Origin of the sequence: Finegoldia magna, assembly GCF_003182075.1 — a bacterium.
Taxonomy (GTDB): domain Bacteria; phylum Bacillota; class Clostridia; order Tissierellales; family Peptoniphilaceae; genus Finegoldia; species Finegoldia magna.
Genome location: NZ_QGTH01000006.1, coordinates 15,855 through 35,725, shown reverse-complemented (window position 1 = coordinate 35,725; position 19,871 = coordinate 15,855). Strand labels below are relative to the sequence as shown.

The window sequence follows — 19,871 nt, the reverse complement described above, 5'->3', positions numbered from 1 at the left end:
TTTAAATGTCTCTGGTACAAAGTCCAACTTTTTGGGGTCACCTTAGACTACCAAGCTTTTTTAAGTATTATTTTAATAAATTATCTGCAAATTTTTTGATATCAGCAGTAGAATTTTCGTCTGGTGTATCATAGCAAATTACAGTATCAATAACGTTTAAATTATTTTTCGAACATCTTTCTTTCCAAAAGCCCATCCATTCACCGTTGTTCCATTCATAAGAACCAAAGAGAGCAATTTTTTTATCACTTAATGTATTTTCTAAATCAGAAAACATCGGTTCAAATGAAGTATCTTCTAGTTCTTCATCACCCATAGCAGGGCACCCAAAAGCAATGACATCGAAATTGTCTATATCGTAGTTTTTATAATCATCACTAAATACCATTTCGACTTTAGATCCTTTTGACTCACATTCTTCTTTAATAATTTGAGCCATTTTTTCAGTGTTACCAGTTTGAGACCAGTATAAAATTAATAAATTCATTATTTACTCCTTAAAATAATTTATTATATCAAACAAGTTATTTCCTTGTAATGATAATCTTTTTGTTACGAGCTTAGCATAGTCATATTTTTTAAATATATCTTTTGCTTTTTCTACATCAGAATATACTTTCCATTTTCCAGAAATACATTCATTTTTTCCGTTGTAATTGATAAAACCAAGCACATCCTCGTAGGGATACCCTAAGAAGAATCCGATTTCATGAGGAAATTCATTTTCAAGTAATCTTTTCTTTAAAAAATTTATGCTGCTATTAAAATTATCCGCAGGATAACCATAACTTTTCAAAGCATTTTGCAGCCTCTTATCATTATAGTTTTCTATTAAATTGTAATTTATTAAGTACAGCAACAACTTTTTTCTAGTTTGCTTTAAAATAATTAAGCTAAAATTATATTCTGATAATTTTTCGTTTAATTTAAATATGTCTTCAAATATGCTATCTGTATAATCAACATTTATCATATTTGCAAATTTGAGATTACTTAGTGTGGGATAACAATGTTCTAATAATATGTCTTGTAACATAACCACCTCTATAATAAGTATTGATAATTGATATCACAATAAGTATAGCACATGATTTTTGATAAATCAATACTGATTATCAATTAAATTCAAAGAAATTTGTGGTATAATATCTTTGTGCAATAATGATATATGAAGTATCTTGATAATATCGAATGTCTATGTTATATTTTATATATCAACTTAATTGAAATGAGGTGTATAAATGAAGACTATTTTTTCAGTAATTTTAGTAATTGCCAGCATTGTAATAATAATTGCAGTGATGAGTCAAGAAACTAAATCAGAAGGGATGGCAGCGTTAACAGGCGAAACTAATGTCGGTGGACATGGTGGAAGATTAACTAAGGATAATTATATTAACAGAGTTGTTATTGTATCATCAGTTATATTCTTGGTTTCAGCTTTGGCGTTAGCATATATAAAATAATTTAATAGTTGAAAGGAGTAAATCATGGACAATATGTATTACTATTTAGCTATTGCAGCAGGTATTATCGCTTTATTATTTGCTGCAATAAAATTTAGTAGCATAAGTAAAAAAGGTGCTGGTAATGAAAGAATGAGGGAGATATCTGGATTTATTCACGACGGAGCAATGGCTTATCTTTCTCGCCAGTACAAAGCACTTATTATTTTTGTAGTTATAGTATGTGTAATTCTAGGTGTTGCAATCGATTATAAGACAGCAATTTGTTTTTTAGCTGGTGCAATATTTAGTGTACTTGCAGGTTACATCGGTATGCAAGCTGCAACAAAGGCAAACGTTAGGACAGCTAATGCGGCAAAAGAAGAAGGAATGAATGGAGCATTAAACGTAGCATTTTCTGGTGGAGCAGTAATGGGAATGTGCGTTGTTGGATTAGGAATTTTAGGTATAACTCTTTCTTATATTATTTTCCAAGATGCTGAAGTTGTTACTGGATTTAGTTTTGGTGCTTCTTCCATAGCTTTATTTGCCAGAGTTGGTGGAGGTATCTATACAAAAGCCGCAGATGTTGGAGCGGACTTGGTTGGTAAAGTTGAAGCTGGTATTCCTGAAGATGACCCTAGAAACCCTGCAGTAATTGCAGATAATGTTGGGGACAACGTAGGGGATGTTGCTGGTATGGGAGCCGACTTATTTGAATCCTATGCTGGTAGTATTTTATCTGGTATTACATTAGGTTTATTAGCTTACGAAGAAAAGGGAGTATCGTTTGCAATAGCAACAGCAGCTTTAGGTGTTATTGCATCTATTATAGGTGTATTTACAGTTAGAGGAGGAAAAGATCCTCAAAAATCTTTAAATACAGGTACAATTATCAGCTCAATATTAGCAATCGCAGGATCATTCTTCTTATCAAGATCTATTCTTGGTAGTAATAATGCTTTCTTCTCTGTATTAGCTGGTATATTAGTTGGATTGATAATTTCACAATTTACTGAATACTACACATCTGAAGATAAAAAGCCAGTTCAAAAAATTGCTGAAGAATCAGAAACAGGTTCTTCTACAAATATTATTTCAGGTTTGGCTACAGGAATGAAATCAACTACTGGTCCAATTATTGTAATAGCTATTGGTATAATAATTTCATTCTTTGCATCAAATGGTGCTACAAACCCTACAGAAGGTTTGTATGGTATTGCAGTAGCTGCTATAGGTATGTTATCTACTTGTGGAATGACAATTGCAGTAGACGCTTATGGTCCAATAGCAGATAATGCTGGTGGTATTGCTGAAATGTGCGAATTACCAGAAGATGTTAGAAATATTACAGATAAATTAGACTCAGTCGGAAATACTACCGCTGCGATAGGAAAGGGATTTGCAATCGGTAGTGCTGCATTAACAGCATTAGCATTATTTGCATCATATACAGCTGTAGTAGGTTTGAAACAAATAGATGTTACAAGTCCAGAAGTTGTAGCTGGTATGTTCATTGGTGGTATGTTACCATTCCTATTCTCAGCATTGACTATGGATGCTGTAGGAACAGCTGCAAATGATATGATTGTTGAAGTTAGAAGACAATTTAAAGAATTCCCAGGAATTATGGAAGGTACTCAACAACCTGATTACAAAAAATGTGTAGATATTTCTACAGGTGCTGCATTAAGACAAATGCTTGTTCCAGGTTTGTTAGCTGTAGTTTGTCCAGTTATAATGGGATTCTTATTAGGTGCAGAAGCTTTAGGAGGACTTTTAGCAGGTTCACTTGTTACAGGCGTATTAATGGCAATATTCATGTCAAACAGTGGTGGAGCATGGGATAATGCTAAAAAATATATTGAATCAGGTCAACACGGTGGAAAAGGATCAGATGCTCATAAGGCAGCTGTAGTTGGAGATACTGTTGGGGATCCATTCAAGGATACTTCAGGTCCATCATTAAACATATTAATTAAATTGATGACGGTAGTATCATTAGTATTCGCACCATTGATTGCTCAACATGGTGGAGTAATACTAAACTTATTCTAAAAATCGAATATTTTAGTATTTGAAGTGTTTTTCTAAAACACGAATTGAATTAAATGATTTTAAGCGGAATGTTATCTTTGTATTGCGGAAAACATTCCGTTTTTAATTTTGTTTTATTTTAATTCAAAATTATTGTATAATATTATTATCTATAATTTTAGGAGGATTAAATGGACGAAGTCGGGCCCAATCTTATTGTAGAATTGGTTATTTTATTAATACTTATAGTAATTAATGCTTTTTTTTCAGCAAGTGAAATAGCAATTGTATCTTGTGATAAAAATAAGCTTAGGGTTATGAGTGATGATGGAAATGAAAAGGCAAAATCTGTTTTAGAACAATTTGAAAAACACACAAAATTTTTGTCTACTATTCAAGTTATATTAACTTATATTGGATTTGTTGCTTCAGCAATATGTGCATCTAGTTTAAGTGTAAGTTTGAGTAAAAAGATGATATTTTTAGGATTAAATAAATCTGTAACTTATTGGATATCAGTGTGTGTTGTACTTATTGTTTTATCGTTTTTGTATATTTTGTTTGGACAATTGATTCCAAAAAGAATTGCTTTGAGTGTGGCGGATTCTTTTGCGTTATTTTCGATTAATGCTGTAAAATTTATTTACTTTATTTTAAAACCATTTGTTTTTTTACTTTCTAAGTCAACAAAATTTATACTGAGTATAATTGGAATTAAAACTTTGAATGTGGAGAGCAAAATTACTGTTGAAGAAATAAAATCAATGGTAGAGGTCGGAAAGGAACAAGGAATTATAAATTCAAACGAAAAAGATATGATTGATGCTGTTATTAACTTTGATGAAAAAACAGCTGAAGAAATAATGACAGCAAGAACAGAAGTATTTGCAATTGACCTTGAAGATTGTATTGAAGATTATTTGGATAAATTAATGGAACTAAAATTTTCAAGAATTCCAGTATATGAAGGTGATATTGACAACATACTGGGCATCATCTACATTAAAGATTACATGAGTGAAGCTTACAAACATGGATTTAATAATGTTGACTTAAGAAAGATTTTAAAGCCAGCGTATTTTATATCAGAAACTAAAAATATCAATGATTTATTCTCAGATATGAAGAAAAAAAGAATTCACATGGCAATCTTAATTGATGAATATGGTGGTTTCTCAGGTATTGTATCGATGGAAGATTTAATTGAAGAAATAGTTGGAAATATTGAAGATGAATACGATCATGAAGCTCCTGATATTATTCAGGTTGACAAGTTTAATTATATAGTAAAAGGTAGTACTTCTATAAAAGAAATTAATTCTAACATTGGACTTGAGATTGATGAGCTATCGGATGATTATGATACATTAGGCGGTATGTTAATAAATCGATTGGGATATATACCTGAAGATGGCTTTAAAAGAAAAATAGAAATAGATGATGTTTTGTACAATATAATTTTTGTGGAAGATAAAAGAATTAAAAAGGTAAAAATTACATTACCTAAGAACTTTTTTGAATAGGTGATTAAATGATTATTATAAAAAATAAAGATGAAATAGAAAAAATGGATATTTCTGGAAATGTTATTTCTGGAATGCATGAAGCTTTGAGGGAATTTGTTAAACCAGGTTTGACTACAATGCAAGTTAATGATTTTTGCGAAAAATTTATTAGAAGCAAGGGAGCAATACCAGCTCAAATAGGATTTGAGGGATTCCCATACGCTACATGTTGCTCTGTAAATGATGAAATATGCCATGGATATCCATCTGATTATATTTTAAAATCTGGTGATTTGTTAAAAGTAGATACAGTAGTTGAATTGAATGGTTGGATGAGTGATTCCTGTTGGAGCTATGCAGTTGGTCAAATAGATGAAGATACTCAAAAACTTATGGATGTTACAAGAGAATGTTTGTATGAAGGAATTAAATTAGCTGTTATTGGCAATAGACTAGGAGATATAGGAGCTAAAATTCAGTCAATAGCAGAAACTAATGGCTATTCTGTAGTACGCGAATTCACAGGCCACGGGATTGGAAGAGGTATGCATGAAGATCCTATGGTTCTTCACTATGGTAAAGAACACAGAGGTCTTAGATTACAAGAGGGAATGGTTTTAACTATTGAACCAATGATTAATATGGGAACTCATAAGTTGAAAATTGATAAAAATGGATGGACAGCTAGAACTATTGACGGAAAAAAATCATGCCAATATGAACATACATTAGCTATCACAAAAGATGGTCCAAGAATTTTGACTAAACAACAAGGACAATAAAATAAAGAGAATATTTTGGGGGGTCCTCAAAATATTCTCTATTTTTTTATTACTGGAAAATTATAAAAATCATTAACCTTTTTTGTTGAATATATTAGTCTACTGACTTTTATATCATATTCAAATAATTTTTTGTAATTATCAGATAAATTTGAAAAGTCTCTGTTCAAAGAATAAATTTTACAATTTTTATTAATTGTAGACAAATCGAAGTTTTTTTTGAATCCCAATAGGCGAACAGCTTCAATATCTGCATTTACGATATCATCTACAAATTTTTTATCTACTCCTAAAATATAATTTAAAATCAATCTTTGAAGTCGATTTTTGGTATATTTTTTATTTTTTATGTTTTCAAAAAAATCATCATAATTTTCATTCAATACATTTGATAGATGATTATCTAATCCTTTCTCATAACCCGTTATATTATCTAATTCTGATTTTTCCACAAATAATTTATAAGATAATATGTCTAAAAGTTTTTTGTTAGATCTAATAGAATTGTGTTTTAGATAATCGTAAGTTAAAGATGGTATTTTGTCTTTAAATTCTTCTAATAGTTTTAAATTAGATCTAATAGAAGAGGCACTATAAGAAATACATTCTAAGGAATTTGAATTGTATTCGCTATTTACTCTTCTTATTGGCAGAATTTTACAATTAGAGTGTAGTTTATCTAATGATTTCATATATTCCAAAGCAAGAATATTATTTGATTTGAAAATTGAATCAGAATAATCAAAATAGTTTTGTTTTGAAAATTCTATTATATTTTTATTATATGAAATATTTTTGTTTTCTAGTATAAACTGTTTAATATTAGCTTCATTTTCTAGTAGAAAATCTTTGTATGAAATTAGATCTTTTATTTCTGTTTCAATTCCAAAAGAAACATAATCACATCCAATAGTGTCTATTATTTTAATAGCGTAATAGGCGAAATTTTGCGCTGATTGTAAAGAAAATATAGAAGGAATTTCAATAACACAGTTTATTCCGTGTTCCAAAGCAATTTTAGTTTTATGAAGTTTATCTAAAATAGAAAACTCACCACGTTGCACGACACTTCCACTCATAACTGCAATTATATTTGCTTCTGGGAAATTTTTTTTAATTTGATTTATTTGATGTAAATGCCCAAAATGGAACGGATTGTATTCACATACTATAGCTATATTCATAATTATTGATTCCTTTCATATACTTTTTTCTTATGTTGTATTATAATTGATATTGGTAATATAGTAAATAAAAAGGGGTAGATTTTATGGATATAAGATTTGTTAAAGGCAATATTTTTGAGCTACAAAGCGATGCAATTTTATATTTTATCGAAAATTCACTTCTGGAAGAGAATTCAAAAAAATTAGTTGAAAAAGCTGGAGAAAGAATTTTAGAACCTCTTACAAAATTAAGTGGAATAGAAAAAGGTGAATGTAAAATCATTCCCGCTTTTAATATAACTTCGGATTATGTGATATTGGCAAATTTGCCAGATGATTTAAGAAATAACAACAAAAATATTTTCAAAAATCTAATCTATAATGTTTTTTGTGAAATGAAAAAATTTGAAATTCATTCGCTTAACATAGATTATTCTTTTTTAACTGAAAAATATTCTAGTGAATTTGTTAATCTTATAAATGAAGTTATAGACGAAAAATCGTTGAGAATTAGCGATTTTCTTGTATTTATGTGCAAAAGTTAATAATTGACTTTTAACTTAAATTACTCTAAAATAATATTATGTCCAATGACGAAAGGTAGTGATTAATATTTTTCCAGAAACTCATAAGAGAATTGTTAGAGAAATAAATCAAGACATTAAAGATTCCTATGGAATCAATTTAAATATAAAAAAATTAGAATGGGGAGCTGTTAGTCCAGATATTTTACCAAAATACAAGCTAATAGCACATTACAAAGAAGAAAGTATAAATTATATTGTAAAAGAAATTATAACTATAATTTATCTTTTTCAATTTACAGATTTAACAAGATTGAATTCATTGCAAAATAAGATTTTAAGTACAAAACTTGGAGTAATAAGTCATTATCTAAGTGATTATGTGTGTCTTCCGCATGCAAAAAGATGGAGGTGTAATCAACACCTTAAAGATCACATGAATTACGAAAGAGTTTTGAATAAGTTAGCACAAAATCATATATTTGACAAAAGAGCAATAACATCAGGTCAAATAAGCATAGATAATGATGAATGTGTGATGTTAAAAACATTGGTTAAGAATTATATTGAAGATATAGTAGATGAATATAGCATTTCAGAAGATAAAACGAGAGATTTGGACTTTGCGTATGGTTTGAATTATTCTATTTTCTGTTTTATCTTTGAAACTATTGAAGTATTCTCTACAGAAAGATACTATCAAAAGTCCTTTGTTTTTTAAATATAATTAGGAGTAGGAGTTATGTATAAAGCTTATAACACGAACAATTTAAAGAAAAAGCTTGAGAAAAAATTTCTTTTCGAAGACGATTTATTAGCTTTATACTTAATGCTTGATATTGTTCAACAAGAAAACAAAATACAACCTTGTTATGTCAAATATAACGCTCTTAATAAAATTTACAATGTTTTAATTAATCATTTGTCGTATAGAAATGATAGAGAAAATATTATTAAAGCTATTTTTGATTTGATATCAGAAGATATTAATAAAATTGAATTCACTTATTATCTTCAAGCTTATACTGAAGGCTTTAATAATAAGAATATAAGTGATGAGTTGGAGTTTTATGCATTAAGACATATTCCAGCATCTACGATTAAAAAATCGGATATTCTTCTTCATAATACTGAAAGCAGAAGTGCTAAGTTTTTAAAAAATAAGATGATTAGTTCAATTAAAAACAAATCAAATGCATTTAGAGTACAAGATTCAATAATAGATAATTATTGTGAAAACATCTTAAAAGACAAGATATTTAGCATTAATAGCAAGATGGACAAACAGTTAGTGATGAAATCTATTAATGATAGTGTAGTGATTTCTGAAGAAAAATTCTTGAATATGTGGCAATTAGAAAATTTGTACAAAAAAATTGTTAAAACTTTGAAAACTGTTTTAAATAATTCTATAGAAGATGCATTGTGGTATGGGTTAAATGACAGAGTATTACAAAGGTATAAGTAAATTGTAAAGTCGGATTTAAATTGTTGTAAAAAAATTTGACAAAACAAATTTAATCGTTTATACTAGTAAAGTAATGTTTGATACATTAAGCCCAGATAGCTCAGTCGGTAGAGCAAAGGACTGAAAATCCTTGTGTCGCTGGTTCGATTCCGGCTCTGGGCACCAAAATGTGTGCGGAAGTGGCTCAGTGGTAGAGCATCGCCTTGCCAAGGCGAGGGTCGCGAGTTCGAGTCTCGTCTTCCGCTCCATACGGCGACATAGCCAAGTGGTAAGGCAGAGGTCTGCAACACCTTCACCCCCAGTTCAAATCTGGGTGTCGCCTCCAAAGGAAAGTTTATTATAGACTTTCCTTTTTTTTATATGTAAAGGAGTTAATATGATTTTTATTGATTTATTAGAAGATGAGTATATTGAGGAATTATCAGATTTTGTATACAAACTGAGAAATAATTTTTTATTTCAAAATAAGTTTGATTCAAATTTGGCGAAAAATAGAACAACAATAATTAAATCTTTGAAAAAACAAATATCTAATAGAAATCATTTCGTGATTTTTGAAGAAACTAAGTTAATAGGGTATTTGGTGTTAGATTTAGATGATAAAGAGTTGTTAATCAAAGAGATATATTTAGATAAAATTAATAAATCAATACTTTTTAAAATTTTTAGATTTTTAATGGATTATGCACTATCAAACTTATTTGATATAATTAAATTTAAGTTCAATGGATTTATTTTCGATGAAATTATAAAAGAACATTTGGATGATCAAAATAGATTAGAAATAAAGAATGATATGTTTGAAGAATCTCATAAGAAATTTGCGATAATTAGTTTTAAAGCTAAAAATGGCTTGATAAAATTTTTAAAAGGCAATGGTTATGAAGTTATTTACAGTTTCGATAGTAAAAAAATGGATGAAAAAGTTAGTGACCATGTAGATATGCAAATTAGGAAAATAAATGAAAATGCATTCGTTTGTACTCAAGAATCGTATTTTCATTATAGGGCATATCTTCCAAATTATATAGCATTATATGTAACGGAGCTTGATATAACGAACACATACCCGAAAGATTGCTTGTTAAATAACTTTTCAATTGAAAATCATTTAGTCTGTAATAAAAAATCTGTAGATCCTGTTGTATTAAAATTACTTAAAGATGAGAAAATAATAATGGTCAAACAAGGATATTCAAAATGTTCAACAATAGTTACTGATAAATTTGTAATTACCAGTGATAAATCTATATATGCTAGTGTTCAGAAACAAAATATTCAGGCATATTTGATAGATTCTGGTGAAATAAAACTAGAAGGTTATGATACAGGATTTATTGGTGGGACTTGTGGATATTGTGCTGATTTAGGGGTTGTGTTTTATGGCAATCTTGAAAATTATAAATTTAAAAATAAACTTATTGAATTTTTAGAAAAAGAAAATATAAAATACTATTATACAGATGATGATGATTTTATAGATCGCGGATCTATAATTTTTAATTAATAGGAGGTCAATTATGATTCAACCATCTACATTACCGGGAATGATGGAACTTCTTCCTGAAGACCAAATGGTGTTTGATACAATTAAAAGAAGAATAGAAGATGTTTTTATTAAAAATGCATTTTTTTCAATCGATACACCTGCTATAGAAAAATTAGACGTTTTACTATCTAAAGGTGGAGGAGAAACAAGTAAGCAAGTGTATAGAATTGATAGTAGTAAGAAAAATCAAGGATTGAGATTTGACTTAACTGTGCCACTCGCAAAATACGTTTCAATGTACATGCAAGACTTAGCATTCCCATTTAGAAGATATCAAATAGCTAAAGTTTATAGAGGAGAAAGAAATCAAAAAGGAAGATATAAAGAATTTTATCAATGCGATATAGACATCATAGGAAATGAAAAATTGAGCTTATATAATGATGCGGAAATAGTAAAATGTATGTATGAAGCTTTAAAATCAATAGATGTTCCAGACTTTGAATTTCAATTTAATAACAGAAAAATATTGAATGGATATTTCTCTTATTTAGGTATTGAGGACTTTGAATCATGTTTGAGAATAATTGATAAATTAGATAAAATAGGAATAGATAATGTAAAAGAAGAATTATCTAAGCTAAACTTGGATAATGAAAAAATTGATTCGATTTTAAATTTCTTACAAATAGATGGAACTAACCTAGAAATTATCGAAAATCTTGAATCATTGAATATTGATAATGAATTATTTGTTTGTGGACTTGAAGAATTGAAATTTGTATATGACGATATTTTATCTTTGGGAGTTAGTCCAGATAATATTAAAATAAATTTATCTATAACTAGAGGGCTTGATTACTACACAGGTTCAGTATTTGAAACATTTTTTAAGGAATATCGTGAAATAGGATCTATTTGTTCTGGAGGAAGATATGATAGTTTAGCTAATAATTTCACCAAAAGCAAGTTGCCTGGAGTAGGAATGAGTATCGGCTTAACTAGATTATTCTATCAACTTCAAGAATTAAATTTGGTTAAAGGACAACAAACTAACTTTGATTGCATTATTATTCCTATGAAAGGTTATGAAAAAAATGCAGTGAAGTTGATGAAAGATTTGAGAAGTTCTTCTGTAAGATGTATGAGTTATCTTGAAGATGATAAATTAAAAAAGAAATTTAATTATGCTGACAAATTATCCGTAAAATATGTTATAATAATAGGACAAGATGAAGTTGAGCAAAATAAATTCACTTTACGAAATATGGAAAATGGTAATCAAGAATTATTAGAACTTAACCAAATTATTGAAAAGTTAAAATAAAGGCGATGAAAAATCCCAGTAGGCATATAAGAACTTTCAGAGAGAGTAAAACTTAGGCTGAAATTTTACTTAAGAGATCAGTATGCTGAATACTAATTTGGAGCCTATTGTCAAATGAGAAAAAATTAGGGTGGAACCACGAGACACTTGTCCCTATCGGGATGAGGGTCTCTTTTTTATTAGGAGGTATTTATGTTTGAAGTAAAATTAAAAGATGGATCCGTAAAAGAATTTGATGAAGAAATTAGTTTATTAGATGTTTGCAAATCAATTTCTGAAGGATTAGCAAGAGACTGTGTCGGAGCAGTTGTAGATGGTAAAATAATGGGATTAATGGAAACTATTGATTCTGACTGTGAAGTTCAATTCGTAAAATTTGATGATGAAGAAGGAAAGCAAGTTTTTTGGCATACTTCATCTCACTTAATGGCTTATGCTATTCAAAGATTGTATCCAAATACAAAATTTGCAATTGGACCATCAATTGATTCTGGATTCTATTATGATTTAGATACAGATCACAAGTTTGTACCTGAGGATTTAGAAAAAATTGAAGCCGAAATGAAAAAAATAGTTAAAGAAAATCCTAAATTAGTAAGGGTTGAAATTTCAAGAGAAGAAGCATTGGAAAGATTTAAGAAAGAAGGTCAAGATTATAAAGTTGACTTAATAGAAAATCTTGATGAAGATGCTACAATTACATTGTATGAAATGGGAGACTTCGTTGATTTGTGTAGAGGACCTCATTTATTAGAAGTGAAAAATATTAAAGCATTTAAATTATTATCAATTGCCGGTGCGTACTGGAGAGGTGATGAAAATAACAAGATGCTTCAAAGAATTTACGGAATTTCATTCCCTAAGAAAAAATTATTAGACGAATATTTGGATAGAATGGAAGAAGCTAAGAAGAGAGATCACAGAAAAATTGGTAAAGAAATGGGGCTATTCTCAATTCAAGAAGAAGGTCCGGGTTTCCCATTCTTCCATCCAAATGGAATGGTTGTGTTAAATGAACTAGAAAAATTCTTGAAGGAACAACTTTTAGATAGAGGATATGGTCAAATCAAAACTCCATTGATTTTGAACGAAGATTTATGGCATCAATCAGGTCACTGGGATCACTACAAAGAAAATATGTATTTCACTCAAATAGATGGCGATGATTATGCAATAAAACCAATGAACTGTCCAGGATCAATTTTAGTTTACAAAGATGAATTGCACAGCTACAGAGAGCTTCCAATTAAAGTTGCAGAATTGGGTCAAGTTCACCGCCATGAATTATCTGGGGCATTGCATGGCCTATTCAGAGTTAGAACTTTCGTACAAGATGATGCACATGTATTCTGTTTACCTGAACAAATAGAAGAAGAAGTAACTAAGATTATAGATTTCTGTGATTATATTTATTCTAAGTTTGGTTTTAAATATGAAGTTGAATTGTCAACTCGTCCAGAAGATTCAATGGGATCAGATGAAGATTGGGATTTAGCAATCAATTCACTTAAGAGTGCGTTGGAACACAAAGGTCTTGAATATAAAATTAATGAAGGTGACGGAGCTTTCTACGGCCCTAAAATAGATTTCCATTTGGAAGATGCAATTGGTAGAACTTGGCAATGTGGAACTATTCAATTAGATTTCCAAATGCCAGAAAGATTCGATATGACTTATATCGCAAGTGATGGATCTAAAAAACGTCCAGCAATGATTCATAGAGCAATTTTAGGTAGTGAAGAAAGATTTATGGGAATACTAATAGAACACTATGCTGGAAAATTCCCATTATGGTTATCACCAGTTCAAGTAGAAATTCTTCCTATTAGCGATAAATTCAATGATTATGCGTATGAATTACAACAAAAAATGAGAGCACGTGGATTGAGAGTGAAAGTCGATGATAGAAGTGAAAAAATCGGTCTTAAGATCAGGGAATCTCAATTGAAGAAAGTGAACTATTCATTAATAATTGGACAAAATGAAATTGATAACAATGAGGTATCAGTAAGAAAAAGAGATCTCGGAGATGTAGGATCTAAGAATACTGATGAATTTATTGATGAATTAGTAGATGAATATCAAAATAGAAAATAATTCTATAAAGAAAGCTTATTTTACAATATAAAAATTTGCTCTGAATTTTTCAGAGCAAATTTTTAATAGAAGGAGGTAAAATGTACAAGAAATTTTATTGGTTTCTAAAATATTACAAAAACAAATTAATTCTTGCTATTACATTTCTTTTATTAAGTGACCTAGTAGGATTAATTCCTCCATATATAACAGGGAAATTAACCGATAGAGTATTAAACAATTCGATAGAATTAAAACCTTTTTTAATTATACTTTTAATTGATGTTTTAGTAATAGGAATTAAATATTTTTTTGCAATGGGATGGTGTTATTACACATTCAGAGCTTCGAATGAAATAGACTATGTAACTAGAAATAGACTTATGGATAAATACTTAAACGAATCCATGAAATATTTTCAAACTTTCAAAACGGGAGAACTTATGAACAGAGCTACTGGAGATGTCAATAGTTTAAGCGATTTGATGGGATTTGGAACTCTTACATTTTTTGATTCTACAGTATTTCCTTTGTTTATAATAATTATAATGATGGTCGTAGTTGACGTTCGTTTAACACTAGTTTCTATAATACCTCTTCCTATATTGGCATTTTTGTGTTTAAAAATTGGTAAGAAAATCCATGAAAAATACTCAATTGTGCAATCTACATTTGATAAGCTAAACAATAGTGTACTAGAAGATGTTGAAGGTATTAGAATTATAAGAGTTTTTGGGATAAAAGATGCCAGATATTTTTCGTTTCAAAATCGTTCTAAAATGTTGGTTCAAAAAAACATGGATGTTGTAAAATACAGAGCAATGATGGCTCCTTTTCAAAGGATAATCCCAGCAATAACTTTTGTTATAGCAATCGGATATGGAACATTTTTAATAAGTAAGAATCAAATATCTGTTGGTCAATTGGTTTCTTTTACATATTATTTAAATATGTTAATTTGGCCAATGTATGCATTAGGAAACTTCATAAATGTATATCAACAAGCCGATGCATCAATGGATAGAATCGATAATATACTTGACTATAAAGATGAATTAGATTTAAACGAAGATTACAAGGAAATTGATGATATAGAAAGTATTAAGTTTGAAAATTATAGTTTCAAATATCCTTACTCTAAAGAATTCGCACTTAAAGATATTTCTTTTGAATTCAAGAAGAACATGAGGGTGGCTATTGTTGGGAAGACAGCGTCAGGAAAGTCAACTATTCTTAAACAATTATTATTCTTATATCCAAGGCAAGATGAATTTGAAATCAACGGTAAATACACGAATTTATTAAATTTAAAATCAGCAAGAGATAATATGGCGTATGTGTCTCAAAAAAGTATGATTTTTTCGGATACAATAAAAAATAATATAAAACTTTCCAAGATAGAGGCCACAGATGAAGAAGTGGTTAAAGTATCTAAAAGCGCGGATATTTATAAGGATATAGTCAATTTTCCTGATGAATTTGACACTTTGTGTGGTGAAAACGGGCTGTCGTTATCTGGAGGTCAAAAACAAAGAATTTCATTAGCAAGAGCTTTATTAAAAGACTCAAACTTGGTTGTATTAGACGACTGCTTAAGCGCATTGGATACTCAAACTGAGAAAAATATTTTAAGAGAGTTAAAAAAACTTAAAAAAACCGTAATATTATCAACTCATAGATTAAATCAGATTGACGATTTTGATTTAATAATAGTAATGAAAGATGGTCAAATAAGTGAGATGGGTACTCATTCGGAATTAATGGAAAACAAACAATGGTATTACAATCAATATAATATCCAATTAGTGAGGGGCAGATATGAAGAGTAAATTAAGAAATAAATTTGTATCAGAAAAACTAAAAATGTATTCCATGAAGCAATCCAAAGAATTGGTGATTGGATTTGTCTTTTCCTTATTAAGAACTTCAATGGAAATTTTGGGACCGATTGTAATAGGATTTGTATTAAATGAGTTTGTCGCTAAGAATAATATAGTTGGTAATTTTTCATCAATTATAAAATATTTGGCTATTTATTTGGTAATCTACGTTGCTTGTGGAATTTTCAGCAACTTGAGTATGATTTATTTTGAATTGGCAGCAAACAATGTAACATATTTTGTACAAAATGATATCTACAAACATATCAATGAATTACCTATAGAATACTTCGATAATTTGGCAGCGGGAAGTATCGTATCAAGGATTACGAATGATACTATGAGATTGAAGATAATGTTTCAATTAATTCTTGCAGATATTACAACTGCTGCGATAATGATAATTGCAATATATATTATGATGGTTGTAACAAATATTAAAGTGTCTTTGATGCTTTTGATTTTGTTTCCACTTGTTTTCTTAATATTCTATGACTATAGATATAAATCAGCAAAACATAACAAAAGAATCAGACATCTGGTTAGTAAAATAAACGCAAATATTAATGAAAATATTAGTAATATGGAAATAATTCAAGCTTTAAATGTCAAGCAAACTATAAAAGATAAGTTCGATAAAATTAACAAAGAAATTTTTGGAAATAATTTAGCTCTTACTAAATTAAGAAGCTATGGAGGATACAGGGCTATTGATATAATTGGTTTATTATCAACAGTTATAATTTTATTTTATTTTGGATATGGTCAGATAACGAAAAGTTATCCAGTTACGGTTGGTGGCCTTTATATCATTATTGATTATACTTCAAAGATATTTTCGAATGTTAGCGTAATCGTTACAAGATTTGGAGATATGGAACAAGCTTATGCATCTGCAAGTCACATATTTGACATAATGAAATTAGATACAATTGAAAAGTCAGATGGTGTGATAGAAGACCTAAAGGGAGATATTGAATTTAAAAATGTTTATTTTGCTTATGATAAAAATGATGTATTGAAGGATATTTCATTTAAAATACCAAAATCAACTAGTGCAGCTTTTGTAGGGACTACAGGTAGTGGAAAATCAACAATCCTTAATTTAATATTGAAGTTTTATGCTGTAAAAAGTGGTGAAATTTTAATTGATGAGATAAATATCAATAATTTAAATGAAGATATTATGAGAGAAAACTTTGCGGTTGTACTACAAGATCCGTTTCTTTTTGAAACTACATTAAAAGAAAATATCACTTTAGATAAGGATTATAGTGACGAGGAAGTGATACATGCGTTAGAAGAATTAGGATGCTATACATTGCTTAAAAAAGGTTTAAATGAACCTATAAAAGAAAAAGGCTCTAATCTTTCACAAGGAGAAAGACAATTAATCTCCTTTGCAAGAGCATATATTAGAAATCCTAGAATATTAATTTTAGATGAAGCTACATCGAATATTGATACTGAAACAGAGCAAATTATCCAACAACCATTAGAAAAATTAAAATATTCAAGAACTACATTGATAGTAGCTCACAGATTATCTACAATTAGAAATGTTGACAAGATTTTTGCCTTATCCAATGGTAAAATAATAGAAAGTGGAACTCATGATGAACTATTACTAAAAGATGGTTTCTACAAACAAATGTACGATGAGCAATCATCCGTTTAAAGGGGGATTAATGGATAAAAAACTAAAATACATTAGGACAACATACACTATAATATTCACAATTATTGTCTTATATATCGTAAGGAATAATTTTATAGCACCTAATCATATTTTTAAATATAAGATTTTTTTGAGTATTGCTCAAAAATTACAAATTGCTTTATTTGGACTTTTAGTATTTCTTATTTCATCAATTTCCTATTTTTTATATAATAAAAATTTTGATTTCAAGGATATAAAAAAGTTTTGGGTTCTAGAATCATTAAGAAAATTTGTATGGATAAAGGGAATAGAATCAGTATTTATTGGTGAAGATGAGTATAGGAATCAGAACTTAAACAAAAATATTTCTAATTTTATCGCTTTATCTTTAATTAGTATATTCACGATATTTTTAATGAAACCAGAATGGACACTATTTTTGATTTATTTAGTAATATTGGTTATTGGTATTTGTGTTATTTATTTTAAAAACAAAAGTCCATATTATTTAGATTTTGTTGTAAAGGATAACATAAGTGTCAAAAGAAAAGTTTTATCAGTTGCTTATGAAACTGTTGTTACAATATGTAATATATTATTTTTCGTTTTTGCGATAAAACAATTTACTAATGTAAATCTTTCATCTTTGGTGCTTATTTATTGTGTTTCAAATGTATTTGGGCAAGTTAGCTTGATGCAGGATGGATTTGTTGTTTCGGATTTAATAGAAATACACTTTTTATGTAAATTGATAGAACCTAGAGCTGCAATAATTGCCATATTGATATACAGAATTGTAAGTAGTGTTATTCCATGGATAATTTCTTTAATTATGATATTAAAAAGAATTTACGACAATTACAATACTGATCAATACAAGAAACAGTTCGCATTTAATATTTTGTCTATTTTTACTCTAATCGTTGGGCTAATATTATGTTTAAGTGTTGCTACTCCATCAATGTTATTAAGAATAAAATTTTTAAAGAGATTTGTTAAGAAAGATGTAGTGATTTTGGCTAGATTTATAACTCTTACATCAGGTGGGTTACTAATACTTCTTTCACAAGGAATAAAAAAATCAGTTAAAAAATCTTTTTATATAGCGGAAGCAGTATTAATAGTTTCAGTTTTTTCAACACTATTAAAAGGATTAGACATTGAAGAATCTATTATTACATTAGTATTGGGAATTGTAATGTATATAATGAAAGATGGATTCACAGAAAAAGCTATCAAAATCAACCCAAAATATTTTATAAATACTATCGGTAAATTATCAGTTGTCACAGTATTATTTATCTTTATTAGCAATACTGTTCGCAAGGTAAATTTTTTGACATCACATCGAAAATATTCTCTAAATTATTTGGTTGAAAACAAGAAATTTATACTTCTATATGTTTTATTTGTTCTGATATTATCTTACCTTGCTCAATATACACGAACTAAGAAGATCACATTTACAAAATTAACAGATGAGGATTTTGATAAAATTGATAAATTCTTGGAAGAATTTGGTGGAAATGAATTTAGTCATTTAGTTTATTTGAATGATAAAAATGTTTATTTTGACAAGACAAATACAGTAATGATTATGTATCGCCCAGTAAAAAACAGCGTTATCGTATTAGGTGATCCAATAGGTAAGAAAGAAAATTTCGTTGAAGCAATTGATGATTTTATAGTTTATTGCAATGAATATCACATGAATGTTTGTTTTTATGAAATAAATGGAGAAAATCTTGAATTATACTGTGATCAAGGTTTTAGATTCGTTAAGGTTGGACAAGACGCAACAGTAGACTTAACTCAATTTTCTTTAGTAGGAAAGAAAAATAGAACTTGGCGACATGTTCTTAATAACTTCGATAAAGGGAATTATGAATTTAAAGTTGAAGATCCAACCGATAACCTGTTATCTCAAATGAAAATTGTTTCGGATAAATGGTTAGAAAATAAAAATGAAATGGGATTTAGTTTAGGATTTTTTGACGAAGATTATCTAAAAAGAACCAAAATAGCATGTATTTACAAAAACAATGAATTACTTGCTTTTGCAAATCTTCAACCTTTTTATGATGATAAGACACTTTCTATCGATTTAATGAGATATGATAGATCAAATGAAGATGGGCTGATGGATTTTATATTCATAAAGTTAATTTTATGGGGTCAAGAAAATAATTTTGAAAAATTCTACCTAGGAATGGCACCGTTATCTAAAGTTGGAGATAAGATTTATTCAAAGAAGAAAGAAAAAATTCTAAATATTGTTTACAATACTCAAAATAAGATATATAATTTTAAAGGTTTAAGAAACTACAAGGATAAATTTAAGCCTAATTGGTCGAATAAGTATATAGCATATACTTCGGACTTTAATTTACCATATATTTTAATTAATGTAGTAAATTCAAAGAAAAAATAGTTGACAAAGCGTTCAACATAGTATACAATATTTATTGTTGTTAAGTAGAGATATCCGCTCTCACCTTATAATTTCGAATTC

Annotated in this window: 16 protein-coding genes and 3 tRNA genes; 16 read left to right on the top strand and 3 right to left on the bottom strand. The window is 28.7% G+C overall.

The features are described from left to right. Nucleotides 1-67: 67 nt before the first annotated feature. On the bottom strand, nt 68-487 hold the full coding sequence (locus DES33_RS03475; RefSeq protein ID WP_094205602.1) for a flavodoxin: 420 nt from the start codon (nt 485-487) through the stop codon (nt 68-70). Nucleotides 488-490: 3 nt separating this feature from the next. Beyond that, entirely contained in the window at nt 491-1,036 is a 546-nt protein-coding gene (locus DES33_RS03470; protein ID WP_094208538.1) for a DUF3793 family protein, read from the bottom strand. 205 nt (nt 1,037-1,241) lie between these two features. Here DES33_RS03470 and secG point away from each other — a divergent pair, with 205 nt between their 5' ends. The 4 genes from secG (at nt 1,242) to map (ending at nt 5,769) form a co-directional block, all read left to right on the top strand. Further along, nucleotides 1,242-1,466, top strand: a complete 225-nt coding sequence (gene secG / locus DES33_RS03465; RefSeq protein WP_002836307.1) for a preprotein translocase subunit SecG — start codon at nt 1,242-1,244, stop codon at nt 1,464-1,466. Between the two features lie 24 nt (nt 1,467-1,490). Next, complete coding sequence (locus DES33_RS03460; protein WP_094205604.1) at nt 1,491-3,503, top strand: sodium-translocating pyrophosphatase; 2,013 nt, start codon at nt 1,491-1,493, stop codon at nt 3,501-3,503. Between the two features lie 170 nt (nt 3,504-3,673). Further along, a complete protein-coding gene (locus DES33_RS03455) occupies nt 3,674-5,005 on the top strand; it encodes a hemolysin family protein (RefSeq protein WP_110058088.1) in 1,332 nt (443 codons plus the stop codon). 8 nt (nt 5,006-5,013) lie between these two features. Next, the gene (gene map / locus DES33_RS03450; RefSeq protein WP_110058087.1) at nt 5,014-5,769 is read left to right on the top strand and encodes a type I methionyl aminopeptidase; all 756 of its coding nucleotides are present in this window, start codon (nt 5,014-5,016) and stop codon (nt 5,767-5,769) included. Between the two features lie 38 nt (nt 5,770-5,807). Here map and DES33_RS03445 read toward each other — a convergent pair whose 3' ends face one another. Further along, entirely contained in the window at nt 5,808-6,953 is a 1,146-nt protein-coding gene (locus DES33_RS03445) for a nucleotidyltransferase family protein (protein WP_110058086.1), read from the bottom strand. A gap of 86 nt (nt 6,954-7,039) precedes the next feature. Between DES33_RS03445 and DES33_RS03440 the strand changes: the two genes are divergently transcribed. The 12 genes from DES33_RS03440 (at nt 7,040) to mprF (ending at nt 19,790) form a co-directional block, all read left to right on the top strand. Then, entirely contained in the window at nt 7,040-7,480 is a 441-nt protein-coding gene (locus DES33_RS03440) for a macro domain-containing protein (protein ID WP_110058085.1), read from the top strand. A 58-nt stretch (nt 7,481-7,538) separates the two neighbouring features. Then, a complete protein-coding gene (locus DES33_RS03435) occupies nt 7,539-8,180 on the top strand; it encodes a zinc dependent phospholipase C family protein (protein WP_110058084.1) in 642 nt (213 codons plus the stop codon). Between the two features lie 21 nt (nt 8,181-8,201). Further along, nucleotides 8,202-8,927: a hypothetical protein gene (locus tag DES33_RS03430; RefSeq protein WP_094203584.1), complete on the top strand. Its 726-nt coding sequence runs from the start codon at nt 8,202-8,204 to the stop codon at nt 8,925-8,927. A gap of 89 nt (nt 8,928-9,016) precedes the next feature. Then, a tRNA-Phe gene (locus DES33_RS03425) sits at nt 9,017-9,092 on the top strand. An 8-nt stretch (nt 9,093-9,100) separates the two neighbouring features. Next, nucleotides 9,101-9,175: transfer RNA gene (locus DES33_RS03420), tRNA-Gly, on the top strand. A 3-nt stretch (nt 9,176-9,178) separates the two neighbouring features. After that, a tRNA-Cys gene (locus DES33_RS03415) sits at nt 9,179-9,252 on the top strand. Nucleotides 9,253-9,303: 51 nt separating this feature from the next. Further along, complete coding sequence (locus tag DES33_RS03410; protein WP_110058083.1) at nt 9,304-10,434, top strand: DUF6873 family GME fold protein; 1,131 nt, start codon at nt 9,304-9,306, stop codon at nt 10,432-10,434. Between the two features lie 13 nt (nt 10,435-10,447). Further along, a complete protein-coding gene (gene hisS / locus DES33_RS03405) occupies nt 10,448-11,743 on the top strand; it encodes a histidine--tRNA ligase (RefSeq protein WP_110058082.1) in 1,296 nt (431 codons plus the stop codon). A gap of 192 nt (nt 11,744-11,935) precedes the next feature. Continuing rightward, nucleotides 11,936-13,840, top strand: a complete 1,905-nt coding sequence (gene thrS, locus DES33_RS03400) for a threonine--tRNA ligase (RefSeq protein ID WP_110058081.1) — start codon at nt 11,936-11,938, stop codon at nt 13,838-13,840. Between the two features lie 80 nt (nt 13,841-13,920). Beyond that, entirely contained in the window at nt 13,921-15,648 is a 1,728-nt protein-coding gene (locus DES33_RS03395) for an ABC transporter ATP-binding protein (protein WP_110058080.1), read from the top strand. Further along, the gene (locus tag DES33_RS03390) at nt 15,638-17,377 is read left to right on the top strand and encodes an ABC transporter ATP-binding protein (protein ID WP_110058079.1); all 1,740 of its coding nucleotides are present in this window, start codon (nt 15,638-15,640) and stop codon (nt 17,375-17,377) included. The genes DES33_RS03395 and DES33_RS03390 overlap by 11 nt, the downstream gene beginning before the upstream one ends. Before the next feature lie 10 nt (nt 17,378-17,387). Then, entirely contained in the window at nt 17,388-19,790 is a 2,403-nt protein-coding gene (gene mprF, locus DES33_RS03385; RefSeq protein WP_094224644.1) for a bifunctional lysylphosphatidylglycerol flippase/synthetase MprF, read from the top strand. Nucleotides 19,791-19,871 lie beyond the last annotated feature (81 nt).